We start from the raw sequence: 24,820 nt of genomic DNA, 5'->3' as shown, positions 1-24,820 counted from the left end.
TCCTGTCGCTTTGTGCTTGCACGAGGGTCGCTTGTCGAGCCAAGGGCAATGCGATCAGTTGCGAACAGAAACCGGCACGGGGATTCGAGACGATGCAGGATAGGGTGCTTCCCCTCGAAGGAATCCACAATTTCCGCGATTACGGTGGTTATCAGGCGCGCGGCGGCACGCTGCGCAAGGGCGTGCTGTGGCGTTCGGGCCAGCATGTCGGAGCGACCGAGGCCGATCTCGAGACGGTGCAGGGCCTTGGTATCGGCACGGTGATCGATCTGCGCGGCGACAGCGAACGCGCGGCCTATCCCTGCCTGCGCCATCCCGAATTCGGCGCGGCCGTGGTGTTCGAACCGGGCGAGACGGCCAGCCTGAAGGGCGCGGCGGTGCACGAGGAAATGGCGCGGGAAGTGGTCAGCGAACGCGATGCGGTCAACGCGATGACCGCGCTTTACGAACGCCTGCCGTTTCGCCCAGTGCTTGCCGGCACCTATCGGCTCTATCTGCGCACGCTGGCCGAGAACGATCATCCCACGCTGTTGCACTGCCTTGCCGGGAAGGACCGCACCGGGGTGGCCGCGGCGCTCGTGCACACGCTGCTGGGCGTGCATCACGACGACATCGTCGCAGACTATGTCCTGACCAACACGGCGGGCGATGCCGAGGCGCGGATCGCGGCGGGTGCCACGGCCGTCCGGTCGGGCTTCGGCGCAAGGATGGAAGACGGCGCGGTGCGCGTGCTGATGGGCGTGCGGCCCGAGTTCCTCGAAACGGCGTTCGCCGCGATCCGCCAGCAGTACGGTTCGGTCGAAGCCTATGCCGAGCAGCTGCTCGGCGCGGGGCCGGACGCGGTGCGCGCGATGGAAGCGAATTTGGTCGCCTGATCGGTCAGAGCGACGAGCGGTGGCGCTCCACCGCGTAGGTGCGCATCCGGCTGCGGTCGAACAGCTGCAGTTCGTCCTCGACGATTTCGTCCATCGTTGCAGGATCGGCCATCGCGGCGAAGCAGGCATCGCAGGTTGCCTGATCCGGAAAGTCGATCTCGAGCACGACGTCGAAATCGTGGTCGAGCGTCTGGCCATCGAGCGGGTGGAGGTGGAGCCGCTCGTAGCGGCTGGCCCAGCCGGCCAGAACCTTTTCGCCGATCAGCCGGTGCTTCGTTTCGTAGTAGGCGATGAAGTCGGCCTTGCTCATGCCTTCGCGGCGCTTGAGCAGGGTGAGCACGGTGATGGTCATGCAAGCTGCTCCAGCCAGGCGCGGGTGGCGGCGGCGACCTGCGCGGCGCGCAGCGCGGGATGAGGGAAAGCTTCGCGCAAGGCCTTGCTGCGCAGCTCGATCGACAGCGGGATGCCGGGCGGCAGCGCATGGTACAATGCGGCGAGCGGCAAGGCGCCTTCGCCGCATTGTTCGCGCAAGTCGATCGCGTCTTCGATCACGGCGGCAAAGTCGTCCGGGTCGGGCCGTTCGGCCGGAGCGTCGCAGAACTGCGCATAGGGCAACAGCGCCGGATCGATCGCCGCGACTTGCGCCAGCGTGGTGCCGGAGCGGTCGAGGTGAATCGGATCGAGCAGCAAGGCGCGGGCAGGGTGAGCTACGGCGTCGAGGATCGAGAGCGCCCGCGCCAGCGACTTCACCTGCGTGAAGACGCCGAACTCCAGCGCGACGCGGATGCCGGCCGGCGCCGCGTGCTCGCACAGCATGGCGAGCCGCGCGGCCGTGCGGCTGTGGTCAGGATCGGACGAGACGCACAGGACATTGCGCGCGCCGAGTTCGGCGCCAACGTCGATGACCTTGCGATGATCGTCGTCGAGGCTGTCGGGCTTGAGCCAGACCACTTCGACATCGAGCAGCGGAAGGCCGCTCGCTGCCAGTGCTACGCGCGCCTCGCGCGTGGTTTGCGCCGTCCAGTCCGCCGGTTCGACCCACAGGCCGACCATGTCGAAGCCACCGGCGGCGGCGGCTTCTATCGTGTCGACGGGCCCGAATTCGGGAACGATGCCTGAGGCGAAGCTGAGCGGGTTCATCACGCGATCCTGCCTTGTTGGTGCGCGCCGGGGGACTGTCAAAGTCGGTAGCGACCGCTTCGCCAATCCTCCCGCGCGGCGCCTTACATTTCCGGTTCGGGCAGGTCGGGATCGTCCTGAAGGTACCAGTTCAGCCATTCGTGGAAGTACTGGTTGCCGCGTTCGTTGCGGCCGAACGTCAGCTCATCGTGCGCGCCGGATTCCAGGCCCTTCTGGATCTCGAGCCCGATCAGGTAGTCCTCGGTATAAGTCACGTCGCGGAAGAAGTTCATCGCGGCTTCGACGTTCGCGCGGTCTTCCTCGTCGCGGAGCGGCTCGCGGCGCAGGTAGTTGAGCACGGTGCGGTTCTCGCCCGGCGTCGGTCCGGGGAAGAGCTGGGCCACCTGCGTGATTTCCGGCGCGATGAAGGCGGACACGTTCGGGAACATGATCCGCACGAAGTCGAAGCCGTTGTTTTCCTGGTGCCCCCATTCTTCGCGCGGCACGTCCTTGAGCGCATCGGCGATCTTGTGATGGGGGAAGCCGATGCGCTGGTGCGGGCCGAAGCCTTCGTAGTGCATGCAGTTCGACGGCGTGCGCGGGAAGATCGTCTCGGGGTGGAGCGAGGCGAAGTGATAGCCTTCGAGATAGCCGTCGTAGGCGATCTTCCAGTTGGCACCCTCGATCACGCGGCTGCCCATGTAGGTCCACGAACCGAAGTCCAGCGCCTCGAAATCATCGAGGAAGCCGCGATAGAACTTGTCGACGTCGATCGGTGCATTGGGCGTGAGCACGACGAAGATCATGCCCGCCTTTTCCTGGCACGGCAGTTCGCGCAGGCCCATGCCCGGCTTGTCGACTTCGCCGAACTTGCTGGCTTCGGAAACGCCGATCAGGCGGCCGTCCTGTCCGAACGTCCAGCCGTGGTACTTGCAGATGAAGCGTGGGCAGTTGCCGTGGCCTTCGCTGGCCACCGGCGCGCCGCGATGCGAGCAGACGTTGAGGAACGCGCGAACCTGGCCCTGCTTGTCGCGATTGATCAGCACCGGCAGACCGACGGCTTCCATCGCCTTGTAATCGCCGGGGTTCGGCATTTCGGCGGTGAAGGCGAGCATCAGCGGCACGCGCTTGAACACGAGCTCCATCTCCGCCTTCCACTGGTCGGGATCGGTGTAGCTCTCGGTTGGAACGCGCATCGTCTTCTCGGTCAGGAAGGTCTGCTTGTTCTCGACGTAGTCGCGCATGATGGCGGCCACTTCGCCAATGCGTTCGATGCGGTCCATGGCTGTTCTTTCTCCCGGGGAGGCCCATGTCGTTCGGCCTCGCAAACATGACTCTGCCCATTCCGCGAAGAGCGGCCAAGCTGTGACACTTGGCAGGTGGGGCCTGTCCCTTTGATCAATTGAGTGCACCTGTCGTGCACGCGATGGCATGCCCATGCGCGAGACAACGACGCCGCCCTGGGAGTGGCTTGCAATTCCTCCGGCCCATCACGCGGCGTTCGTCGCCGCCGGAGCCTATGAACCGACGACGATCGCCGATCTTGCGACGGCACGGGCGGCGCGCGATCCGGATTTCGTCTGCGTGATCGACGGGCAGGGCGCCTATACTTATGCGACGCTGCTGACCGACGCGAAGGCGCTGGCCGCCGCGCTGCAGGCGCGCGGGCTGCGGCCGGGCGAAGTCATCGCCTTCCAGGTGCCCAACTGGCGCGAGGCGGCGGCGATCAACCTGGCCGCCGCGCTGGGGGGCTGGGTCATCAACCCGATCGTGCCGATCTATCGCGATGCCGAAGTGACGATGATGCTGGCCGATTGCCGGGCCCGCGCGATCTTCGTGCCCGAGGTCTTCCGCAAGGTCGATTACGCCGCAATGGCCAAGCGCTGCCAGGAGTCACTTCCTGATCTGGCGCATGTGTTCACGGTGCGCGGGCAAGGAGCGGACGATTTCGCCACTCTGGTTGCGCAAGGTCGCACCCTTTCGTTCGAGACGCCAGCCGTCGATCCCTTCGGCGTCAAGATGGTGCTCTACACCTCCGGCACGACGGGACGTCCGAAGGGCGTGTTGCACAGCCACGTGACGTTGCAGCGCATCGTCGCCAGGAGCGGCGAGCACTGGGGCTTGCAGGCGGGAGAGGCGACGCTGATGCCATCCCCCGTCACCCACGTTTCGGGCTATGCCAACGGGCTCGAAGCGCCGCTCGTCTGCGGTATCCGTTCGGTGCTGATGGAGGCGTGGGACGCGGCCGAGGCACTGGCGCTGATCGCGCAGCACGATCTTGTCGGCACGGTCGCGGCGACGCCCTTCCTGGTTGAGCTGGCCGCCGCAGCACGCGCTGCCGGTACCGGCTTGCCAAGCTTCCGCTTCTTCGCCTGCGGCGGGGCGGCGGTGCCCAACGACCTGATCCCGGCTGCCGACGCCGCGTTCGACAACGCGCACGCCTTCCGCGTGTTCGGCGCTTCAGAAGTGCCGCTGGTGAGCTTTGGCTGGCCGCATGACCAGCACCGCGCCGCCACGACCGATGGCGAAGTGGTCGACTACGTCGTCCGCATCGTCGACGGCGACGACCGCGATGTTCCGGCAGGGCATGAGGGTGAGATCCTGGCGCGCGGACCCGCGATGATGCTCGGCTATGCCGATGCGCAGCAGACGGCCGAGGCGATCACCAGCGATGGCTATTTCCGCACCGGCGATCTCGGCGTGCTGTCGGCCGACGGCGCCATCACGATCACCGGGCGCAAGAAGGACCTGATCATCCGCGGGGGCGAGAACATCTCCGCCAAGGAGATCGAGGACGTGCTCCACACCCACCCGGCGGTGAAGGAGGCGAGCGTCGTCGCCATGCCGCACGCTCGGCTGGGCGAGGGCGTGTGCGCCTATGTCATCCTGTCCGGCGAGGCCGATGCAGCCGCTCTGGCTGCGCACGTCGGGTCCAGCGGCCTTGCCAAGCAGAAGATCCCCGAACGCTTCGAATTTGTCGAAGACTTCCCCCGCACGGCCAGCGGGAAAGTGCGCAAGGACATGCTCCGGGCCCAGATCAAGGCCAAGCTTTCGACACCAGCCTGACCGTTCAGCTGGTGGCGCGCAGGCGGGCCAGTTCGGCGATGTGTTCGGGCCCGATGCCGCAACAGCCGCCGATGATGCGGGCGCCTGCCTGCGCCCAGGCGATCGCGAAGGCAGCGTAGCCTTCGGGCGTCAGGTCGGCGCGGATCGGATCGAGCCCGGAATTGGCCTCGGAGTCCGCGTTCATGGGCGGAAAGGCGTTGGCGTAGACGCCGATCAGCGGTGATGCGGCATCGCCCACGACCGACCGCGCCTGCTCCACCGCCGCCTGCATCATCTCGGGCTGCGAACAATTGAACAGAAGCGCGTGTGCACCCACGCGGCCGGCAAGCAGGGCCGCCTCGGCCACGCTTTCGCCCGAGCGCAACGCCGGCGGCGCTGCCGGATCTTCATCCTGCAGCGTGAAGCTCAGCCAAAGCGGCTTGCCGGTTTCCGCAACCAGTTCGGCCACCAGTTCGGCCTCGGCCAGCGCCGACAGCGTCTCCGCCTGCCAATGATCGACATAAGGAGCGAGCGCGCCGACCAGAACTTTCAGCACCGGGCGCGCGCGATCGAGATCGACGAGGTCCGGGCGGTACGAGCCGCAGACCGGGGGCAGCGACCCCGCCACGCGGACCGGGCGGCCGGCAGCGTCTGCCGCATCGCGCGCGAGCTTGCCAGAAAGCGCTGCCAAGCGCGCGCCGTCGCTGGCGAAGCGTTCGTCCGAGATGTGGAAGGGAACTACGGCGTAGGAATTGGTGGTGATCACGTCGGCGCCCGCGGCAATGTAGGCCTCGTGCACTTTGGTCACGTATCCGGGCGCCTCGATCAGCGCGAGCGCCGACCATTCGGGCTGGCGGAAGGGGGCGCCGCTGCGGGCGAGTTCGCGGCCCGTGCCGCCGTCGAGAATGAGCAATCCGGTCATGCCTACGCGTTATGCGCAGGCCGCACATGCTGCGCAACACGCGCTCCGAAAGAAGGCGCGTCCTGACAAAAAGGGTAGTGCCCCCTTGCGCTTGCGCGGGGCATCGTCCGGCCAAGCCTATCAACACGAACCTTACGGGATCGAGGGAGCACGTCATGGATCTGGGCCTCAAGGGCAAGAAAGTCATTCTCACCGGCGGCAGCCGCGGCATCGGTCGCGCCACCGTCGAACTGTTCGCGGCCGAAGGCGCGGACGTTGCGTTCTGCTCGCGCAATCCCGAGCAGGTCGCCGAAACCGTGGCCGCGCTCGAAAAATTCGGCGTGAAGGTCCACGGTTCGGCCTTCGACATGGAAGCCGGGCACGACGCATATCGCGAATGGCTGAAGCAGGCCGAGGCTGCGATCGGCGGCTGCGACATCTTCGTGCCGATGATCTCCACCTCGGGCGCTGGCGCCACCGGCGATTGGCACAAGACGCTCGATTTCGACATCATGGGTGCGGTGATCGGCGCCGAAGTGCTCGACGAAGCGCTGAGCAAGAGCGGTGAAGGCTCGATCGTCATCACGGCATCGACCGCGGGCCTCGAAACCTTCATCGTGCCGCAGGGCTACAACGCGCTGAAGGGCGCGCTGATCGTGTTCGCCGGCCAGCTGAGCCAGGCGCTCGGCCCCAAGGGCATCCGCGTCAACACCGTCTCGCCCGGCCCGATCAAGTTCAAGGGCGGCAACTGGGAAGTGATCGAAACCGCCGTGCCCGATCTGCACAACGCGACGCAGGCGCAGTTCGCGCTCGGTCGCTGGGGCGGGCCCGAGGAAGTGGCCAAGACGGTCGTGTTCCTGGCCAGCCCGGCCTCGTCCTACACCACCGGCACCAATGTGGTGATCGACGGCGGCTTCACCAAGCGCGTCCAGTTCTGAGGAGCGCGGCGCCATGAGCATCGGGGCACGCGGCATCCAGCACATCGGGGTGTCCGTGCCCGATCTCGACAAGGCGCGGGAATTCTATCTCGACCTCCTTGGCGCAGAGGAGGTCGGCCCGCCGCTGGAATGGAGCGCCAATCCGTTCATCGATGCGGTTGTCGGCTTGAAGGACAGCGCCGCGCGGCAGTTCATGTGTCGCCTGGGCAATGCCTATATCGAGGTGTTCGAATACCTTGCCCCGCGTTCGGCTCCACAAGACCCGGACCAGGGCGTCAACCGCTACGGTTATACCCATTTCGCGGTGCAGGTGGAGGATATCCAGAGCTGTTACCAGCGCCTGCTGGACGCCGGGATCCGCGTCCACACGCCGCCGTCGATGGATGGGATCACGGTCGATGCGCAGGGCCGCAAGCGGGGATATGCGGCGACCTATTGCCGGGACTTCTTCGGCAATGTGTTCGAGATCATGGAAATCTATTCCGACGAACAGATCCGCCCGGTCTGGCGCGCGGGCGAGGGCGTTATCGCGGCCAGCTGAACGCGCGATTCGCAAAACCGGCCAGTCGGCCTTTTATCTTGCTTCGACGCTGCGGCTTTCGCGGATTCTGCTACTTGCAGACGGTGCTTCCTAGCCAAAATCAGAGGGGCTTGCGGCCCAGGTTGTTGACCTGAATCAAGCCATGACCTGCCGGCGCGTGGGACATTGCCTGCCATCGCAAGATGGAGAGGTACAATGGCTGATCGCGATCCCGGCGCCTTCGGGCGTGCACGCTGTCCCGGCACCAGCTGGGAAGACATTCTGGCCGCAGACAGGGTCAAGCCGCCTGCCTTCATGGAAGAGGACCGTTCGGCCTATCTCGGCTCCGAACCGATCGATGCGGCTCGGTACTACAGCCCGGAATTTTTCCGCGCCGAATGCGAGAAGTTGTGGCCCAACGTCTGGCAGTTCGCTGCCCGCGAAGAGGACATGCCCGAGCCCGGCGACTACGTGACCTACGACAACGCTGGCAGGTCTTTCCTGATCGTGCGGCAGGACGATGGCAGCGTGAAGGCCTTTCACAACGTCTGCCTGCACCGCGGGCGCAAGCTCAAGACCGACAGTGGCAGCGCCGAACAGTTCCTCTGCCCGTTCCATGGCTTTTCGTGGAACCCCGACGGCAGCTTGCGCAACATTCCCTGCCGCTGGGATTTCGGCCACCTGACCGATGCCAGGATGAAGCTGCCGGAAGCAAGCGTGGCGCAATGGGGCGGCTACATCTTCGTGCGCGAAAACCCGGAGGGGCCCACGATCGAGGAATTCCTCGATCCCTTGCCCGAATTCTTCCAGCGCTGGCGGCATGAGGACTGCGTGACGGTAGCCTGGGTGGCCAAGGTGATCCCGGCAAACTGGAAGATCACGATGGAAGCCTTCATGGAAAGCTACCACGCCTATGTCACGCATCCGCAGCTCATGCCGTTCACGGGCGATGCGAACGCGGCGTATCACGTGCTGGGTCGCCATGTGAACGTGAACTACACGCCCTTCGGCGTGATCAGCCCGCATATTGAGGCGCAGGCCGAAGCCGAGCACTGGCCGCAGCAGCGCATCATCGACGAATTCCGCAAGTACAACGGGCGCAGCGCCGACAACTATGACGCCGAAAAGGACAGCTACGCGATCGAGGTTCCTGCCGGCGAAACCGCCCGAACCGCACTCGGCGCAAAGATGCGCGAGGTTTCGGAAAAGCAGTTCGGCGGCGATTACAGCGGCGTTTCGGAAAGCGAACTGCTCGATGCGCTGGTCTACAACGTGTTCCCCAACTTCGCGCCGTGGGGGGGCTTCATGCCCAACATCGTCTATCGCTGGCGGCCCTGGCCCGATCAGGACAAGTGCCTCATGGAAGTGCGCGTGATCGCGCGCGTTCCGCTGGGCCAACCGCGTCCGGCCGGTGTGCCGATGCATCTTCTTGGCGACGATCAGCTCTGGGCCGATGCGCCCGAACTCGGCGTGCTGGGCGGCGTGCTCGATCAGGACAGCGAGAACATGGCGCTGTGCCACGAAGGGCTGAAGGTGTCGAAGAACCAGGCCGTCGAACTGGCCGACTATCAGGAAGTACGCATCCGCCACATCCACCAGACGCTCGACCACTACCTGAACGCCGGAAAGGCTGCGCAATGACCGAGCTCTACGAAAAGTACGGCGATGCGGCCGAACGGATGCTGCACTTCGTCGAAAGCCGCACCACCGACCAGGCGAGCGGCACGATGCGCGTGCCCGTTGCCGACTACCTCGACGAGGATCGCTGGAACGCGGAAATCGCGCGCATCTTCAAGCGCCTTCCGCTGATGCTGGCGCTCACGATCGAGCTGCCGCAGATCAACGACTACAAGGCGATGGAGGTGATGGGCCTGCCGGTCCTGATCGCCCGCGGCAAGGATGGCAAGGCGCGCGCTTTCCTCAACGTGTGCAAGCACCGCGCGATGCACTTGGCGCCGCAGGGCAGGGGCAACTGCAAGGCCTTTGCCTGCCAGTACCACGGCTGGACCTATGCCAACGACGGCAAGCTGATCGGCATTGCCGAGGCGAGCACGTTCGGCGAGGTCGAACGCTCCACGCTCAACATGACCGAACTGCCGTGCGACGAGGCGGCGGGGCTGATCTTCGTGATCCTGACGCCCGGGTTGCCGATCAACGCCATCGAATGGATGGATGGCATGTACGAGGACTTTGCGGCGCTGAAACTGGAAACCTGGTACTTCCACAAGAGCCGCGTCATGAAGGGCGCCAACTGGAAAGTCGCCTACGACGGCTATCTCGAAGGCTACCATTTCCAGGCGGCGCACACCAACACGGTCGCGACGCGCAGCCCATCGAACCGGGCGACCTACGAAGGCTTCGGACCGCACATCAGGCTGGGCTTTCCGCAGAATTCGATCACCCGGCTGCGTGACCTCCCGCGCGAGGAATGGGGCCGGCAGGAGAACAACGGCTACGATTTCATCCGCATGCTGTTTCCGAACATGAGCTTCTTCCTTGCACCCGAAATGGGGCAGCTGGCGCAGCTTTTCCCCGGGCCGAAGGCGAACCAGAACAGCACCGTGATGAACTACATCTTCCCCACCCGGCCCGAGACGCCCGAGGGGCTCGAAGCCTTGGACAAGATGTGCGACTTCTTCTTCGACGTGGTGGAAGAGGAGGACTATTTCCTGGGACTCAAGGTGCAGAACGGGCTGGAATCAGGCGCGATGACCCACCAGACGTTCGGCCGCAACGAACCGGGCAACCAGTTCTTCCACAAGTGGGTCGCCTACTACCTCGACGAGAGCGGGAACACGCCCCGGCCGGTCATGAAGGAGTAGCGGACTGTCGCCGATCCTCCCGGCGCGGGGAGGATCGGCATCGGTCAGTGCCGCGCCATTGCGCCGCCGTCGACCCACAGGCCGTGACCCGTCATGAACCGCGCGTCGTCGCTGCACAGGAACGCGACGACGTCGGCAATGTCCTGCGGCTGGCCGAGCCGGCGCAGCGAGGCCTTGTTTTCCCAGAACGTCTTGTATTCGGGCATCTGCGTGAAGGCCGGTGCGGTCATCGGCGTCTCGATCGCGCCCGGCTGCACGCAATTGGCCGTCACGCCGAACGGTCCCAACTCTGCTGCAACCGATTTGGTGAAGCCGAGTACCGCATGCTTGGATGAGGCATAGGCGGCAAGGCCCTCGTCGCCGAAGCTCGACGTTGTCGATCCGATCGTAACCACGCGCCCATTGCCGCTGGCCTTGAGGTGCGGCACGGCATCGCGCACCAGCCGGAACACCGCGAAGACGTTCACCGCAAAGACGCGCTCGAAATAAGCGTCCTCGTGCCCTTCCAGCGGCGCGAACGCGCTGATCCCGGCGCACGGCACCACCGTGTCGAGCCCGCCCATCGCCGCGACGGCGCGGGCCACCAGCTCGGCACTTGCGCCTTCAGCGGTAACGTCGCCGACGAGGTCGACGTCGCCCTTCAGGTCGCTGGTGAACACGTGCGCGCCATCGGCTCGCAGCTGCGCGGCAACGGCCGCGCCGATGCCCGATCCTGCGCCGGTGACGATGGCCTTGCGGCCTGCGAGACGGTCAGAGGCCATCGGCGATCTTCAGCACCAGCTTGCCGGTGTTGGCGCCGGTGAACAGCCGCATGAACGCCGCATGCGCGTTCTCGAGCCCTTCCTGCACATCCTCGTCGATGCGCAGGCGCCCTTGCGCCATCCATTCGGCCATTGCCGCGCCGCCTTCCGCAAACCGGGGCGCATAGTCCATGATCAGGTAGCCATAGAGCGTCGCCTGCTGCGCCAGCACTTGCCACAGGTTGCGCACGCCCACCTTCTCGGGGGAATTGTATTCGCTGATCAGCCCGCACAGCACGATGCGCGCGTGCTTCGCAAGGTTCATCAGTTCGGCGTCCATGACATCGCCGCCGACATTCTCGAAAACCACATTGGCACCTTCGGGGGCCGCTGCGCGGATCTCCGCGGCAAGGGCGTCGACCGACTTGCCCTTGTAGTCGATCGCCACGTCGAAGCCGTAGTCATCGATCAGGCGACGGCACTTGGCGGCACCGCCGGCAATCCCGATCACCCGCGCGCCCAGGATCTTGCCGATCTGCCCCACGGCCGAGCCGACCGCGCCGGCAGCGCCCGATACCAGCAGCGTTTCGCCCGGCTGGGGCTTGGCAACGTCGATGAGGCCGAAATAGGCGGTCAGCCCCACGGCGCCCATGGCGGAGAGGAACTTCGACGGGGAATCGACCAGTGACGGATCGACCTTCATAGTGAACCCGCCCGCCTGGTTGACCGAATAGTCTTCCAGCCCGTTCAGGCCCATCACCCAGTCGCCAACCTGGAACTCGTCGGTGTTCGAGGATGAAACGATACCGACGGTGGTCGCGCGCACCGGGTCGCCAAGCGGGATCGGCGGCATGTAGCTGGGCGCATCATCCATCCAGCCGCGCTGGGCCGGATCGAGCGAGGCATAGCAGTTGCGCACCACGAAACCGCCTTCGGGCGCTTGCGGGACCGGTTCCGTGACCAGGCTGAAATCTTCGGGGACAGGCTCGCCGTGGGGGCGGCGAACGAGCAGGAATCGGCGATTCGCGGACATGACTAGGCATTCTCCCATATGTTGTTTGCAGCATGCCCTGAGGCGCTCCGGACACACCTGTAACAAGTTGCAGTTGGTTCGGGAGGGGGTCCTGCAGGATTAAGCGCTTCGGAACGGCGCTTCAGACGCCCCGTACCCGCCTTGGGAGGAAAACATGCGTAACGCGTTCGCACGGACGGCCGTTCTGGCCGCTCTTACTGGTACCTCGCTCATCGGAATTTCTGCGCCCGCCTTTGCCGCGGATGAACAGCCGCAGGCTGCGCAGGCCGATGCCGCCGCTGCCGAAGACACCGGCGCCATCATCGTGACCGCCCGTCGTCGCGATGAAACGCTGCAATCGACGCCGGTCGCCATCAGCGCGGTCAACACCGCCATGCTCGAAGCCAAGGCTGCCGTGAACATCGGTGACCTGCAGGGCGCAGCTCCCGGCCTGCTTATCACGCAGCAGAACTCGGGCGCACAGGCGGCGAACATCTCGATCCGCGGCCTGACCTATGCCGACATCGAAAAGTCGCAGACCCCCACCGTGGGCGTCGTCGTCGATGGCGTCACCATCGGCACCAACACCGGCCAGTTGCAGGATGCGTTCGACGTTGCGCAGATCGAAGTGCTGCGCGGACCTCAGGGCACGCTGTTCGGCGCCAACACGATCGGCGGCGTCATCAACATCACCCGGTCCAAGCCGACCATGGAGCCCGGCGGCAAGGCCGAATTCACCTATGGGCGCTGGAACACTTGGTCGGGCAAGGCGATCGTCAACTACGGCGACGGCGAAACCTGGGGCGTGAAGGCGTTCTACTTCCACAACCAGACCGACGGTTTCTACCACAACGTCACGCGCAACACTTCGGATGGCTGGAGCAAGGGCGACAGCTACGGCGCAAGCCTGCTGTTCAAGCCGCGCGACTCGGGGCTTGAAGCCCAGCTGACCGTCGAAAACGTGGTGCAGAGCTTCAACCCGGTGGTGAGCAACATCACCAACAGCAGCGAAGTGTTCTGCGCGTTCATTCCGGCGCAGGAATGCAATCGCAACACCACCACCGATCTGTACACGACGTTCGGCCAGGCAGCAGACAGCCACTACCACGCGCCCGACGCGACGCTGGAAATGAATTACGACCTGGGCGCCGTGAAGCTGACCGCGATCACCGGCTGGCGCCACAGCCGCGAAGAACAGACGCAGGACTTCGACGGCTCGTCGACCGACCTGTACTACGTCGATCGTCGCCAGCACTACACCCAGTGGAGCCAGGAACTGCGCGCTTCGGGCAAGCTGTTCGACGGGTTCGACTATGTTATCGGTGGCTACTTCTTCGGATCCAAGTATGATCTGACCCAGTGGTCGCGCGTGTTCGGTTTCTCGCCCAACACCCCGCCGACCCTGTTCGACAAGAACGCGCAGCACGTCGAAGGCAAGACCGAGAGCTTTGCCGCTTTCGGTGACTTCAACTGGGCCTTTGCCGACAAGTTCCGCCTCTCGTTCGGCGGCCGCTTCAGCCACGACAACAAGAAGCTCTACAACGGCTTCGCACCTGGCGTGCTCGTCGATCCGGACAACGTGTCGACCACCCAGTTCGCCGCGGTCGGCTCGGGCAATGCAAGCTTCAACAAGTTCACGCCCAAGATCGGTCTCGACTACCGCCCCAACAGCGACGTGATGCTCTATGCCTCGTGGTCGCGCGGGTATCGTTCGGGCGGCTTCAGCCCGCGCGCAGCGACGGCCGCAACCGCCAGCACCCCGTTCCAGCCGGAAACGGTCGACGCCTACGAACTGGGCGCCAAGCTGGCCCTGTTCAATCGCAAGCTTGAACTGAACGTCGCCGGTTACGTTTCCGACTACAAGAACATGCAGCAGAACCTCACGGTGCCTGGTGGGCCGACCGGCAACCAGACCATCACGGGCAACGTGCCGGGTGGCGCGCTGATCAAGGGCATCGAGGGCGATTTCACCCTGCGCGTGACCGACAACCTGCGCCTTACCGGTTCCGCAGCGTACATGGAGTCCCACTTCCGCAACTTCGTCGTGGGCTGCGTGGTTGGTGCCGTGATCGGGACCTGCGACTATTCGAACAACAACCTGATCTACGCGCCGAAGTTCACCGGCTCGCTCAATGTCGAGCACACCTTGCCGACCAGCTTCGGCAAGATCATGACCTCGGTCGGCCTGCGCCATATCAGCCCGTACGACGAGCAGATCTCGCAGCGGATTCTTCCGACTTCGACCACTGGCGTGAACAACATCGGCGGCAACGATCCGCGCGTGCGCACCACCACACAGGATCTGCTCGACGCGAGCATGACCTTCAACTTCGATCTGGGTGACAAGGAAGCCTACTTCCGCGTCTTCGGTCGCAACCTGCTGAACGAAAAGACCACCACCCACGCGTTCACCGTCGCGGGCCTCTGGTCGTTCGGCATGGCGCTCGAACCGCGCACTTATGGCGGCACCATCGGCGTGAAGTTCTGACGCCGGTTCGATAACGCATTCAAATCCACCCTATGGGGGGCGGGGCCTTGCGGCTTCGCCTCCCTTTTTTTGTGCCGCAGAACGGGCATCCCCGCGCTCCGGCAGATCAAACGAGTGGAGTGGGGCGCTGGCGACGATCCGGCCCGCTAACCTTGCCGCACAAACACAAAGGGCCGGCCCGAACAGATCGGACCGGCCCTTTGCCTTGCGTTCGGGGTATGCTCAGGCGTCGCCGGCGACCCTCACGATGGCCTTGCCGATCGCCTTGCCGCTGAGCATGCGGTCATAGGCGACGAGCGTATTCTCCAGTCCCACGCTTTCGTCGAACGGTACGCCAAGGCGGCCTTCTTCGTACCATTGGCGCAGCAGCGGCAGGAATTCGGCGCCGCGCTCCAGGAAGTCGGGAATGAAGAAGCCTTCGATGCGCAGGCGGCGCATCAGCACCTGGTCGAAGCGTGCCGGGCCGGGCAGGGGCGCGTCGTTGTCGTACGCCGCCACCATGCCGCAGACGGCGACGCGGCCATAGTGCGCCATGTTGGGCAGCACCGCATCGAGCAGCGGGCCGCCGACATTGTCGAAATAGGCATGGACGCCGCCCTCGATCTGCGCCAGCCGCGCGGCCACGTCCTCGCCCTTGTAATCGATCGCCAGATCGGCGCCCAGGGTTTCGGTCAGGAAGCGGCACTTGGCAGGGCCGCCAGCAATGCCCACCACCCGCGCGCCCAGCGCCTTGCCCACCTGGCAGGCCATGATCCCGGTTGCGCCGGCCGCCGCGCTCACCACCAGCCATTCGCCGGGTTTGACCGCAGCCACTTCCTTGACGCCGACGTAAGCCGTCCAGGCGTTCATGCCGAGCGCGCCGAAGTGCTGGCGAACGTCCGCCACGCTATCGTCCAGCGCGACAAGCCCCGAAAGCGCGGGCACCATCGTCGAATAGTCGGCCCACTGGCCAAAGCCGCGCACCAGCGTGCCGACCGGGAAGGTGGGGTCGCGGCTCTCGCTCACGCGGCCGAGGACAAGGCCCACCATCTTCGAACCGAGCGGCAGCGGCGGCTGGTAGCCATCGGTGCGCGGGCTCATCCACATGCGGGTGCCGGCGTCCATAGACAGCCATCCGGCGCGCACCCGCACTTCGCCCTCGGCAAGCGGTGCAAGGTTCTCCTCGCGCAGAGACAGGGCGGCGGCGAAATCGTTGCCCTTGGGGTGGTGGTCGAGCTGCCAGAAGCGGTTGCCGGTCATCGTCATCCTCTTGTTATCATGCCGGGATCGCAACGCCTTGCATCGCAGGCAACTGGCTCATCCCCTAGGGTCAGACGCGAAAACGCCCGCCTTCCCGAAGGAAGGACGGGCGCTTTGCGGTCAGCGACGATGGCGCCGGTCAGAATTCGACCATCGCTTCGAGGCCCCAAGTGCGGTTCGGGATGCGGTCGCTGAACCAGAATGGCCCGGCGTAGCTCGACCGCACGATGCGGCCGCCGCTGTGGAAGGCATCGTTGACGAAGGCCGAAAGCTTGAATTCCTTCAGCGAGGCGAGATGCCCGGTGTAGGTCAGCGAGAAGTCCACCGCGGTGTGCGACGGGATGATCTCGCGGCCAAGGCCGGCCGGATCGACGCTCGATTCGGTCACGTACTTGTCGACGTACTTGAGGTTGGAGGCGAACACGACCGTGTCGCTGCCACCAACGTCGAAGGTGTAGTCGCCGCCGATGCTGGCGTTCCACTTGGGCGCATAGCGCAGCTGCTTGGTCGCGCTGACATCGGCGCCGGTGCCGTCGAGGAACTTGAGGTACTTGGCCTTGAGGTAGCCGGCCGAGCCGAACAGGTGCAGTTCGGGGATCGGGCGCAGCTGCCCTTCCAGCTCGACACCCTGGAACCGAGCCTTGCCGGCATTTTCGACGAAGGTGACGGTCGAGGTCGGCAGCACCGGGTTGGACCGGATCTGGTCCTCCTGCTTGTTCTTGTACTCGGTCTGGAACAGCGTGACGTTGAAGATCGCCTTGTTGTCCCAGAACTTGGTGCGCAGGCCCAGCTCGTAGCTGTCGACGATTTCGGGCTGGTACGGCCCGATCGAATCCGGCGTCGAACCGGGGCGACCGTTCCAGCCGCCCGACCGGAACCCGCGCGCCCACGAAGCGTAGGTCATGATGCCGTCGGCCAGTTCCTGGTCGATCGACACGCGCGGGGTGAAGCGGCTGAACTTCAGCGACGGATTGCGGCAGGGCGCGTAAGTCGAATTCACGTCGGGGCACTTGTACGGGCCGCCCTCGGCCGCGGTGACGGCGGGCTTTTCGACGTGGAAGTCCTTGGTTTCGTGCGTGAAGCGGCCACCGATGGTGATCCGGGTGGTCGGCGTCACCTTCCAGTAGGTTTCGGCAAAGGCGGCATAGGACTTGACCGTCTGGCCAGCGCTGAACGTGTCGACGCGGTTGGCGGGGTTTGCCGTACCGTCGAGGATGTACACGCTCTGGTTGTCGAGCGAGTAGGTCGACTGGAAGTAATAGACGCCGGCAACCATGTTGAACAGGCCGTCGAAGTCGGTGTCGACGCGCAGTTCCTGGCTGAACTGATCGCCATGGAGCTTGCGAACCGGGTGGAACAGCGGCGTGCCGGGAGCGAAGGCATCGCCGATGTTGTCGATGTCGAGCGAATCCTTGTTCTTCATGTAGCCGGTGACCGACACGATGGAGAAGTTGTCCGCCTTGTACTTCATGTTGAGCGTGACGTTGTCCGCATCGAGCGGCGCGTAGAACGGCAGGCCGCCGTAGGACGCGCGGTAACCGCTCTTTTCGTACTCGGCGGCGTGGCCGCACAGGCCGAAGACGGTGCAGGCAAGCTCGCCGCCATACCCGTTGCTCTGCGCGCCGACCGACTGGTTGACCGGGTTGGGATAGTGCGAGCGGTCCTTGAGGTGCTCGTAGGTCAGCAGCGCCTCGAATTCGGCGCTGGGCGTGAACAGCAGGCTGCCGGTGACGTCGAACCGGTCGAGGCCGGGCTCGGCCTTGCGGGTGGTGGCATCGTAGGTGAAGCTGTTGCTGCTGATCGAGAACAGGCCGAGCTTGACCGCCAGCACGTCCTTGATGAGCGGCGCGTTGAAGATCGCCTTGTAATCGTTGCGGCCGTAGGAGCCGACGGTCGCCTGAAGCTTCACGCCCAGCTCCCCGGTAGGGCGGGTGCGCTTGATGTTGATGATGCCGCCAACGGTGTTGCGGCCGAACAGCGTGCCTTGCGGACCGCGCAGCACTTCGATCGATTCCACGTCGAACATGTCGACCAGCGCGCCGGTGTTCGAGGCAAGGAAGATGCCGTCGATCGAGGTGGCGACGGCAGGTTCGAACGAGCGTTCGATGTCGGCGAAGCTGATGCCGCGGATCGAGGCGGACAGCGTTGCGCCCGAGTACTGCACCTGGCCCAGCTGGACGTTCGGGATATAGCGGGCAACGGCGCGGACGTCGGGCACGAAGCGGGCTTCGAGCGTCTTGCCGCCGATGGCCGAAACGGCGAGGGGAACGCTCTGCACGTCCTCGACGCGCTTGCGCGCGGTCACGGTGATCTGTTCGATGCCGCCGTTGTCGGTGGCGGCTGTGGCCTGGGCCGCGGCCTGGTCCTCTGCGGCGAAAGCGGGTGCTGCGGCCAGGATAGTCGCGGCGAGCGCGGCGGCCTTGAAGGCGCTGCGCGCGCAGGTGGCAGGTACTGCTCGGTCGTTGCTCATATTCCCCCCAAAGCTGGTCATCTGCCGGGCGGTGCGAAATGCGCAGCGCCGGGGCGTGACAGTCGGATGGGATCGGATGGAAAGCGCCATGGGGTCGGATGGCCCGCGTCGCCCAGCGCGATGCAGGTCTGATCCTTCCGTGCGATCCCGCCCCATTCGGCTTGATCGCGGCACAGCGTGTTTTCGGCTCTTCTCCCGCCGACAATCCTACAGAAACATCACCAAGGCTCTGCCTGTAAAAAAGGCCAGCTGGATGGATTTCCGATCCGGGGAGCGCTCAGACGGACAAACGGGTTGCGGTTTTGCGGTTTCAAAGGTGCAGTGCACGACCCAGTTCAAACTGGGTCAGTCGCGCCGATTCGAGCGCCCTCGTCGCCAGCCGAAAGAGAGCCTTTGCGCGACGCCGGGCAAGCCCAAGTTGACAAAGTTGACAGTGTTCAGGGAACTTTGCCGAAGCCACGGGACACTCGTTGCCAGGTTATGCGCCGAACACGCGCAAGCCTATGATCTTAGACGTTTTCAAGGAGCGGGCAGGGCGTCTTTTACCGGCATTTTCCCATGTAGGACATGGTTGCCGTTCGCCAAGTTGATCTTGCGTATGCAAGCCCGGTGTCAACTTGGGCCGGAGGGCCGCGTAAACCCATTGAAGGAGGGCGGCACAGTCGGGGCCCGCCCTCCTTCACGATGGTACGCGTGATGGCGCTATCAGAAATCGAAGCGCAACGATGCCTGCACGGTGCGCCCGTTGACCGAACGCGCGAAGCCAATGCCATTGGCCGGGACGGTGGATTGATTGACCTCGAAGATCCCGACTGTATCGAACAGGTTCTGCGCGGTGACCGACAGGTGTATCCGATCCATCGGCGACACCGTGGCAAAGGCGCCAACGGTGGTGAAGCCCGGCATCACCAGCAGGTTCGAATCCTGCGCATAGCTCTTGGTGATCGTGACGATGCTGGCACCGATCGCCGCACGGCCGAAATCCACTTGCGGCGTTGCCGTGAACGTCCAGTCGGGCTGGTGGCGTGGTTCCTTTCCGGCCAGGGTGGGGTCGAGCCGGTCCGCCGTGATCTTGGCCTTGGTGTAGGTTGCGCCCAGCATCAGGCTGAAGCGGCCGCGCTGCACGCCGCCTTCGAGCTCGACACCGGTGGCCCGGTACGAGCGGTCGGTGCGGTTGGCCGATCCGTTCAGGACGTTGTGGTCGTCCGCGGTTACGCGGAAGGCCGTTGCGTTGAGCGTGATCCCGTTCTTGCGGAACTTGAAGCCGCCTTCGAGCTGGCGCACCTTGTCCGCCTTGTCACGCGAGCTGGCCACACTGCCGTCGGTCGTGCTGACGACTGGCGTGAACAGGATCTTGTCGGCATTTGCGCGGGCCCCGAGGCTGTAGCGCGCGAACAGGGAGAAGGGTTCGGCCACGCGGTAATTCACGCCCGCCGAATAGCTGAGATAGCCGTAGTTGTAGTTCACGGGGGCCGGCTCGGTCAGCGGCAGGTAGGCAACCCGTTTTTCGGCGGCGCTGATCACACCATCACCGTTGATGTCGTAGGACGTCAGACCCTTGCGACCGCCTCCCAGATCGGCACCGATCAGCGATCCCCGGACCCGCCCGATATCATAGCGCAAGCTGCCGCCGATCGCGATCTTGCCGAAGTGGTAGTTGATCGAGCCATAGGGCGCGAAGACCCGGTAATCGACATCGAAGGCGCGCCGAAACAGGCTGGTGCCACGCGCAAAGGCATAATAGCCGTCCTGCGTTTGCGCAGTCCCGTTGGCGCTGATGATGTCGACCATTGCGGTCTTCCCGCCGTTGACGTCGATATCCATCGCGGTGTGCAGCCAGGTCGTCTTGAGCTTCTGGGATGCGTAATAGGCCCCCAAGGTCGTCGTGAGGTTGCCGCCGGACACCTTCCAGACCCGCGTCGCGCGCAGATCGTTGGTAAAATCGTCGAGCGCGTGCGCGCGAACGTAGGACACGTAATACAATGCGAGCAGGCCATTGCCGTTGACCATGCTGCCGTTGGGGATCGCCTGGCCGGCAAGCGGTCCGCTTGCGTAGACGGCGCTGGCCCCGGCGCCCCCCTGCGATGCTGCAAAGGCGGACACGGTGTTGGCGCTCGATGGGAAAGCCCGGTTGAAATCCCCGCTGTTGGCGGAATAGCGCATGCGTTCGGTGATCGTCCAATCGGCGACATCGAACTGCGTTTCCAGCCCGATCGACTTCGACACGGCATGCTGTCCGGTCGAGATCGGAAAGGCCGCCAGGCGGTTGTTTTCATCGAGCGTCACGACCGGACCGAGATAGGGCGAGAGCACCGAATCGCGGTTCAGCTTGAAGCCGGGGTAGCTGCGGAAGACCGGATTGGAATTCGTGCCGGTTATGTTGACGAAGTAAGGTGCGTAGGTCGGCGAGCGATCGTCCAGCAGCTTCAGATAGAGCCGGATATACCCGCCGCCAGCCAGATTGCGCGTGACGTTGAACTTGATCTGGCCGCCGCGCCAGCCGTCGAACCCGATGGGGCGGGGCCCTTCGCCTTGCCGATAGAAGCCGCCAAGGTGGAAGCGGGTGTTTTCACCCAGCTTTGCCCCATAGCTGAAGTCGGCGCGCTTCTGGTCGAAATCGAGCCCGCTCGAAAGCTGCAGCGATCCGCCTTCGACGTCGCCGGTGCGGCTGATGATGTTGATCAGGCCGCCGGGCGAATTGGAGGCAAAGGTAGAGGCCGAACCGCCACGGATCGTTTCGATCTGCGCGATCGACAGGTCGTTGCGGAGGTAGACATCGGTGCCGATGTTGAAGAGATCGCCGAACTCGAGAACGGGAAGCCCGTCTTCCTGAAACTGCATGTACTTGGAGCCACCGGCAGCCAGCGGAAGGCCGCGCACGGTGTAGTTGTTGTTGCCTTCGCCGATACCCGATTCAACCCGCAGGCCCGCCATTGTGCGCAGCACATCGCCCAAGGGACGGGGGCCGAATTTCTGGATGTCCTCACCGCGCAGGGCGCTGGTCGAAGTTGCACTGTCGAGGCGATCGCGACCCTTGGCGACGCCGGTCGAGAACACTTCGACCGGCGGCTTTGCCTGGGGCCGCGTGCTCGCCGCATCGGACTGGTCATCGTTCGCTTCGGCAAACGCGGGCGATACGAGCGCCAACTGCGCGGCGAAAAGAAGAAGTCCGGATTTGTGCATGGATCTGTCGCCCTCCCGGCAGCAAGCGCGGCGCGCTGCAACCTGCGTTCTGGTTCGACGATGATCCAATAACGGTCGGGACTTAGAACCCGCCTACCTGCAACCCTGGACTTCCCCTGAGTAAATCGGCCGAAAGCGTTAACAGCCTTTCGGCGCGTGCTGGCGGTGGATGTTGCGGAACGAGCGCGACTTGAACAGCCACGTCCCGTCAATCTTGACGCACGTATCTTCGTAAACGCCGCGATCGCGCTTGGTCACGCCGTCCTGGTCGTAGACTTCGCTGGTGTAGCTGCGCATCGTGGCCTTATCGCCATCGACCTCGATCGAGCCCGGCCAGGCTTCGAACATGATCCCGGGGTAGCCCTTCATCGCTTCGACCCACATCGCCCGGATCGCGGCACGGCCCCGTGTGGTGCCAAGCTCGGGATAATCCGGCAGCGACCATTCGGCGTCTTCCGCCCACGTGGCCGACCAGGCATCGGCATCGCAGCGGGTGACCGCGTCGGCGTAGGTTTCGAGCAGCTCGCGGATGGCGAGGCGGTCTTCGGCAGGGCCGGTAAAGGGCATCAGGTACTCTCCCGCAGATGGTTTGCGCAGGAGACTAGCGTGCCCGCAGCCACGGCCTACTGTGGGTTAGATCAGGTGCGCGAAGCAACGGTCAGCCGGTGACGACCGGCAGTTCGTCCATCGTCGGCGCTTCATCGGGCAGGCAGACCTCGATCGTGCCGTCGGTGATGCGCAAGGGGAAGGGCCGAAGATCGCGATAGGCGCTGCCGATGCACTTGCCCGTGGCCATTTCGAAGCGCGCGCCGTGCAGCGGGCACATGATCGCGCCACGCCGGATGCGCCCGGTCGACAGCAGCGCCGCCTGGTGGGTGCAGCGATCGTTGACGGCATGAAGGCCATCGTCGGTCTTGCCGATGAGGACGTACCAGCCGGCAATCCTGGTGGCGAGCTTGCCTTCGGCGGGGAATTCGGTCTCGGCAATGACGGGATGCCAGCTTTCGCTCACGGGTCTGCGGTCCTTGACTAGGAAAAGGCGATGGTGGTGATGAGTTCGCCGCCGTCATAGCTTGCCGCAGCCTCCGCGACCATGGCGTAGAAGCCGGTCAGGCTGGGGACGGGGGCGTAAAGCTCGGTCATGTGGCCGAGCATGGCGGTGGTGTCGGCAAAGGCGAAGACGAAGCCGTCGTTCATTTCGGCGCGCAACGCGCAAGGCGCGCCCGCCGCAGCGAAGCGGGCGATTTCGGCATCGACATCGTCGACCCACAGCGCCACGTGGTGCAGGCCATGGCGGCCAGACCCTTCCGGGAACAGGTCATGGAAGGGTGAGGGACCGGAATTGTTCTGCTGGACGAATTCGACCATGACATCGCCCCACTGGCCATAGGCGCTCGAATGATCGAGCAGCCGTTCGGTGCCGCGATGGACGGCGCGGGCCAGCGGGATGTTGTCGGCGACGAAGAACGGACCCGATCCGAACGCCGCATGGTGCGCACGCGCCGCTGCGCGCACGTCTTCGCAGAAGTACGCGACCTGCCGGATCGGCCGCCTGTGCGCCTGCTGCATCAGCCGACCTTCATCAGATCGAGGCGCCGCCATCGATGCGGAATTCGGCGCCGGTGGCAAAGGCGCTTTCATCGCTGGCGAGATAGACCGCGATCGCGGCGATTTCCTCCGGCTTGCCCAGGCGGCCGATCGGGTGGGTGGCAACGAAGCTTGCGTACAACGCGTCGGGATCGTCGGACTGGGCCAGCACCTTGTCGATGATCGGGGTGTGGATCGCGCCCGGGTGGATCGAGTTGCAGCGGATCGGATAACCGCTTTGCGCAAAGTGCAGGGCGCACGACTTGGTCATCAGCGTGACCGCCGCCTTCGCCGCGTTGTAGACCACGAGATTGGCCGAAGCGCTCACCCCCGCGAGCGAGGACATGTTGATGATCGAGCCGCCGTGCTGCTTCATTTTCGGCAGGGCGGCCTGGATGCCCATGAACACGCCGATCACGTCGATGTCCAGTTCGTGGCGGAACTGCGCCACGGTGCATTCCTCGATCGAGCCGAGCGTGGTGATGCCGGCGTTGTTGACCAGCACATCGATCCGCGCAAACGGCGCGACCGCTTCGGCCCACGACTCTTCCGAGGTGACGTCCAGCCGCACGAACTGGGCATTGCCGAGCTCGGTCGCGAGCGCGGTTCCGGCCGGCTCGTCGATGTCTGCCACGACAACCTGCGCGCCCTCTGCCGCATAGGCGCGCGCAATGGCCGCGCCAAGGCCCGAAGCGGCGCCGGTTACGAACGCTAGTTTGCCTGCAAGCCGCGCCATCGTGCTCTCCTGCTCAAGATCGGGACGTTCAGATCAGGACCAGCGTCTTGCCCGTCGTCCGGCCGCTCATCAGATCGATGAAGGCTTCGGGAAGCTTTTCGATGCCCGAGCGCAAATTTTCAAGCGGTGTCAGTTTTCCGCTGGCAAACAGGCTGTCGAGCGTGGCCTGCGCTTCGCCCAGCACTTCGGGATGGTCGTAGGTGATGAAGCCGCGCATGGTCAGGCGATTGACCACCAGCTGCCACAGATTGCGGTTGCCGTGGGGATGATCGGCGTCGTTGTACTGCGACACCATGCCGCACACCGCGATGCGGCCGTGCAGGCGCATCAGCGGCAGCACGGCGTCGAGCGTTTCACCGCCCACGTTGTCGAAATAGACATCGATGCCATCGGGCGCGGCTTCGCCGATCGCGGCGGCGAGATCATCGACCGCGCGGTAATCGATGGCGACATCGGCGCCGAGATCGCGCACGACCTGCGCCTTGGCCGGGCCGCCGGCAAGACCGATGACGCGGCAACCGGCGGCCTTCGCCAGCTGGACCACGGTGCTGCCGGTAGCGCCCGCAGCGGCGCTGACCAGAACGGTTTCGCCGAGCTTTGCCTTGCCGATTTCGAACAGGCCGACCCAGGCGGTAAGGCCCACCGGGCCAAGCGCGCCCATGTAGTGCTGCAGCGGAACGCCTGGCGCTGCGTCGACCTTTTCCAGCCCGAGCGCATCGCCGCGGATGACATAGTATTCCGACCACGTGGCCATCGTGCGCAGCAGGGTGCCGACGGGCCATGCCGGATCGTTCGATTCGACGACTTCGCCCAACGACATGCCGTTGATCGGCGCACCCAGCGCAACCGGCGGCAGGTAGCTTGGCCGGTCATCGAGGAAGCCGCGAATGGCCGGATCGCACGAGCACACGCGCATCCGCACGAGAATCTCGCCGGGACCGGGCTGCGGCATCGGTGCGCTGGCAAGCGCAAAGTCTTCGGGGACCGGCACGCCGGTGGGGCGGCGGGTCAGCACGATCTGGCGTATATCTCCCATGGGCATGCGGCATAGAGCATGGCGCACGTGGGGGGCGCTAGCCATTGGGCTAGGTTCGGGCACGCGCGCAAATCGGCGATGGTGCAAGACGGGAGCCGCACCGGCGGCG

The 24,820-nt window shown here is 64.8% G+C and carries 21 protein-coding genes; 7 read left to right on the top strand and 14 right to left on the bottom strand.

The window, feature by feature from the left end; genetic code table 11:
* The first annotated feature begins 92 nt into the window (after positions 1-92).
* Positions 93-875: a tyrosine-protein phosphatase gene (locus tag AACH40_RS12835; RefSeq protein WP_169491914.1), complete on the top strand. Its 783-nt coding sequence runs from the start codon at positions 93-95 to the stop codon at positions 873-875.
* Between the two features lie 4 nt (positions 876-879).
* Here AACH40_RS12835 and AACH40_RS12830 read toward each other — a convergent pair whose 3' ends face one another.
* From AACH40_RS12830 to AACH40_RS12820, 3 genes are all read right to left on the bottom strand, one after another.
* Positions 880-1,227 (bottom strand): EthD domain-containing protein, encoded by a 348-nt coding sequence (locus AACH40_RS12830; RefSeq protein ID WP_338642756.1) that lies wholly within the window; start codon positions 1,225-1,227, stop codon positions 880-882.
* On the bottom strand, positions 1,224-2,015 hold the full coding sequence (locus AACH40_RS12825; RefSeq protein ID WP_338642754.1) for a sugar phosphate isomerase/epimerase: 792 nt from the start codon (positions 2,013-2,015) through the stop codon (positions 1,224-1,226). The genes AACH40_RS12830 and AACH40_RS12825 overlap by 4 nt, the downstream gene beginning before the upstream one ends.
* Before the next feature lie 83 nt (positions 2,016-2,098).
* On the bottom strand, positions 2,099-3,277 hold the full coding sequence (locus AACH40_RS12820) for an aromatic ring-hydroxylating oxygenase subunit alpha (protein WP_338642752.1): 1,179 nt from the start codon (positions 3,275-3,277) through the stop codon (positions 2,099-2,101).
* A 154-nt stretch (positions 3,278-3,431) separates the two neighbouring features.
* On the opposite strand from AACH40_RS12820, the gene AACH40_RS12815 reads away from it, so the two are divergent.
* Positions 3,432-5,060, top strand: coding sequence for an AMP-binding protein (locus AACH40_RS12815; protein WP_338642750.1), 1,629 nt, complete (start codon positions 3,432-3,434; stop codon positions 5,058-5,060).
* Between the two features lie 4 nt (positions 5,061-5,064).
* Here AACH40_RS12815 and AACH40_RS12810 read toward each other — a convergent pair whose 3' ends face one another.
* Positions 5,065-5,961 (bottom strand): homocysteine S-methyltransferase family protein, encoded by an 897-nt coding sequence (locus AACH40_RS12810; RefSeq protein WP_338642748.1) that lies wholly within the window; start codon positions 5,959-5,961, stop codon positions 5,065-5,067.
* A gap of 155 nt (positions 5,962-6,116) precedes the next feature.
* Between AACH40_RS12810 and AACH40_RS12805 the strand changes: the two genes are divergently transcribed.
* The 4 genes from AACH40_RS12805 (at position 6,117) to AACH40_RS12790 (ending at position 10,220) form a co-directional block, all read left to right on the top strand.
* The gene (locus AACH40_RS12805; RefSeq protein WP_169491920.1) at positions 6,117-6,878 is read left to right on the top strand and encodes an SDR family NAD(P)-dependent oxidoreductase; all 762 of its coding nucleotides are present in this window, start codon (positions 6,117-6,119) and stop codon (positions 6,876-6,878) included.
* 13 nt (positions 6,879-6,891) lie between these two features.
* Positions 6,892-7,419 carry a VOC family protein gene (locus AACH40_RS12800; RefSeq protein WP_338642745.1) on the top strand — a complete coding sequence of 176 codons (528 nt, stop codon included), beginning with the start codon at positions 6,892-6,894 and terminating at the stop codon, positions 7,417-7,419.
* 195 nt (positions 7,420-7,614) lie between these two features.
* The gene (locus AACH40_RS12795) at positions 7,615-9,039 is read left to right on the top strand and encodes an aromatic ring-hydroxylating dioxygenase subunit alpha (protein ID WP_338642744.1); all 1,425 of its coding nucleotides are present in this window, start codon (positions 7,615-7,617) and stop codon (positions 9,037-9,039) included.
* Positions 9,036-10,220 carry an aromatic ring-hydroxylating oxygenase subunit alpha gene (locus tag AACH40_RS12790; RefSeq protein WP_338642743.1) on the top strand — a complete coding sequence of 395 codons (1,185 nt, stop codon included), beginning with the start codon at positions 9,036-9,038 and terminating at the stop codon, positions 10,218-10,220. Before AACH40_RS12795 ends, AACH40_RS12790 begins: the two co-directional genes overlap by 4 nt.
* Positions 10,221-10,264: 44 nt before the next feature.
* Here the strand turns inward: AACH40_RS12790 and AACH40_RS12785 are convergent, their stop codons facing one another.
* The gene (locus AACH40_RS12785; RefSeq protein ID WP_338642741.1) at positions 10,265-10,981 is read right to left on the bottom strand and encodes an SDR family NAD(P)-dependent oxidoreductase; all 717 of its coding nucleotides are present in this window, start codon (positions 10,979-10,981) and stop codon (positions 10,265-10,267) included.
* Positions 10,971-11,993: an NADP-dependent oxidoreductase gene (locus AACH40_RS12780; protein ID WP_338642739.1), complete on the bottom strand. Its 1,023-nt coding sequence runs from the start codon at positions 11,991-11,993 to the stop codon at positions 10,971-10,973. The genes AACH40_RS12785 and AACH40_RS12780 overlap by 11 nt, the downstream gene beginning before the upstream one ends.
* A gap of 154 nt (positions 11,994-12,147) precedes the next feature.
* On the opposite strand from AACH40_RS12780, the gene AACH40_RS12775 reads away from it, so the two are divergent.
* Complete coding sequence (locus AACH40_RS12775; protein WP_338642737.1) at positions 12,148-14,460, top strand: TonB-dependent receptor; 2,313 nt, start codon at positions 12,148-12,150, stop codon at positions 14,458-14,460.
* A 222-nt stretch (positions 14,461-14,682) separates the two neighbouring features.
* On the opposite strand, the gene AACH40_RS12770 is transcribed toward AACH40_RS12775, so the two are convergent.
* From AACH40_RS12770 to AACH40_RS12735, 8 genes are all read right to left on the bottom strand, one after another.
* On the bottom strand, positions 14,683-15,699 hold the full coding sequence (locus AACH40_RS12770) for an NADP-dependent oxidoreductase (protein ID WP_338642736.1): 1,017 nt from the start codon (positions 15,697-15,699) through the stop codon (positions 14,683-14,685).
* 139 nt (positions 15,700-15,838) lie between these two features.
* Positions 15,839-18,169: a TonB-dependent receptor gene (locus AACH40_RS12765; protein WP_169491927.1), complete on the bottom strand. Its 2,331-nt coding sequence runs from the start codon at positions 18,167-18,169 to the stop codon at positions 15,839-15,841.
* Between the two features lie 705 nt (positions 18,170-18,874).
* Complete coding sequence (locus AACH40_RS12760) at positions 18,875-21,352, bottom strand: TonB-dependent receptor domain-containing protein (RefSeq protein WP_338642735.1); 2,478 nt, start codon at positions 21,350-21,352, stop codon at positions 18,875-18,877.
* Between the two features lie 138 nt (positions 21,353-21,490).
* A complete protein-coding gene (locus AACH40_RS12755) occupies positions 21,491-21,919 on the bottom strand; it encodes a nuclear transport factor 2 family protein (RefSeq protein WP_169491929.1) in 429 nt (142 codons plus the stop codon).
* 91 nt (positions 21,920-22,010) lie between these two features.
* Entirely contained in the window at positions 22,011-22,364 is a 354-nt protein-coding gene (locus AACH40_RS12750; RefSeq protein WP_169491930.1) for a Rieske 2Fe-2S domain-containing protein, read from the bottom strand.
* A 17-nt stretch (positions 22,365-22,381) separates the two neighbouring features.
* On the bottom strand, positions 22,382-22,921 hold the full coding sequence (locus AACH40_RS12745) for a VOC family protein (protein ID WP_338642733.1): 540 nt from the start codon (positions 22,919-22,921) through the stop codon (positions 22,382-22,384).
* Positions 22,922-22,934: 13 nt separating this feature from the next.
* Positions 22,935-23,675, bottom strand: coding sequence for a glucose 1-dehydrogenase (locus tag AACH40_RS12740; protein ID WP_338642731.1), 741 nt, complete (start codon positions 23,673-23,675; stop codon positions 22,935-22,937).
* Between the two features lie 28 nt (positions 23,676-23,703).
* Positions 23,704-24,711 carry an NADP-dependent oxidoreductase gene (locus AACH40_RS12735; RefSeq protein WP_338642729.1) on the bottom strand — a complete coding sequence of 336 codons (1,008 nt, stop codon included), beginning with the start codon at positions 24,709-24,711 and terminating at the stop codon, positions 23,704-23,706.
* Positions 24,712-24,820: the final 109 nt, after the last annotated feature.

This window comes from Novosphingobium olei, from assembly GCF_037076535.1.
Taxonomy (GTDB): domain Bacteria; phylum Pseudomonadota; class Alphaproteobacteria; order Sphingomonadales; family Sphingomonadaceae; genus Novosphingobium; species Novosphingobium olei.
Note: the sequence above shows the minus strand (reverse complement) of the source record. Positions and strands in the feature narration are given on the sequence as shown.

Bases quoted from the DNA above. Each gene is read 5' to 3' on its own strand.
- AACH40_RS12820 (WP_338642752.1), bottom strand. From the start codon at position 3,277: ATGGACCGCATCGAACGCATTGGCGAAGTGGCCGCCATCATGCGCGAC.
- AACH40_RS12780 (WP_338642739.1), bottom strand. From the start codon at position 11,993: ATGTCCGCGAATCGCCGATTCCTGCTCGTTCGCCGCCCCCACGGCGAG.
- AACH40_RS12755 (WP_169491929.1), bottom strand. From the start codon at position 21,919: ATGCCCTTTACCGGCCCTGCCGAAGACCGCCTCGCCATCCGCGAGCTG.
- AACH40_RS12775 (WP_338642737.1), top strand. From the start codon at position 12,148: ATGCGTAACGCGTTCGCACGGACGGCCGTTCTGGCCGCTCTTACTGGT.
- AACH40_RS12835 (WP_169491914.1), top strand. From the start codon at position 93: ATGCAGGATAGGGTGCTTCCCCTCGAAGGAATCCACAATTTCCGCGAT.
- AACH40_RS12805 (WP_169491920.1), top strand. From the start codon at position 6,117: ATGGATCTGGGCCTCAAGGGCAAGAAAGTCATTCTCACCGGCGGCAGC.
- AACH40_RS12740 (WP_338642731.1), bottom strand. From the start codon at position 23,675: ATGGCGCGGCTTGCAGGCAAACTAGCGTTCGTAACCGGCGCCGCTTCG.
- AACH40_RS12770 (WP_338642736.1), bottom strand. From the start codon at position 15,699: ATGACCGGCAACCGCTTCTGGCAGCTCGACCACCACCCCAAGGGCAAC.
- AACH40_RS12815 (WP_338642750.1), top strand. From the start codon at position 3,432: ATGCGCGAGACAACGACGCCGCCCTGGGAGTGGCTTGCAATTCCTCCG.
- AACH40_RS12795 (WP_338642744.1), top strand. From the start codon at position 7,615: ATGGCTGATCGCGATCCCGGCGCCTTCGGGCGTGCACGCTGTCCCGGC.
- AACH40_RS12745 (WP_338642733.1), bottom strand. From the start codon at position 22,921: ATGCAGCAGGCGCACAGGCGGCCGATCCGGCAGGTCGCGTACTTCTGC.
- AACH40_RS12785 (WP_338642741.1), bottom strand. From the start codon at position 10,981: ATGGCCTCTGACCGTCTCGCAGGCCGCAAGGCCATCGTCACCGGCGCA.
- AACH40_RS12825 (WP_338642754.1), bottom strand. From the start codon at position 2,015: ATGAACCCGCTCAGCTTCGCCTCAGGCATCGTTCCCGAATTCGGGCCC.
- AACH40_RS12800 (WP_338642745.1), top strand. From the start codon at position 6,892: ATGAGCATCGGGGCACGCGGCATCCAGCACATCGGGGTGTCCGTGCCC.
- AACH40_RS12760 (WP_338642735.1), bottom strand. From the start codon at position 21,352: ATGCACAAATCCGGACTTCTTCTTTTCGCCGCGCAGTTGGCGCTCGTA.
- AACH40_RS12830 (WP_338642756.1), bottom strand. From the start codon at position 1,227: ATGACCATCACCGTGCTCACCCTGCTCAAGCGCCGCGAAGGCATGAGC.
- AACH40_RS12810 (WP_338642748.1), bottom strand. From the start codon at position 5,961: ATGACCGGATTGCTCATTCTCGACGGCGGCACGGGCCGCGAACTCGCC.
- AACH40_RS12765 (WP_169491927.1), bottom strand. From the start codon at position 18,169: ATGAGCAACGACCGAGCAGTACCTGCCACCTGCGCGCGCAGCGCCTTC.
- AACH40_RS12790 (WP_338642743.1), top strand. From the start codon at position 9,036: ATGACCGAGCTCTACGAAAAGTACGGCGATGCGGCCGAACGGATGCTG.
- AACH40_RS12735 (WP_338642729.1), bottom strand. From the start codon at position 24,711: ATGGGAGATATACGCCAGATCGTGCTGACCCGCCGCCCCACCGGCGTG.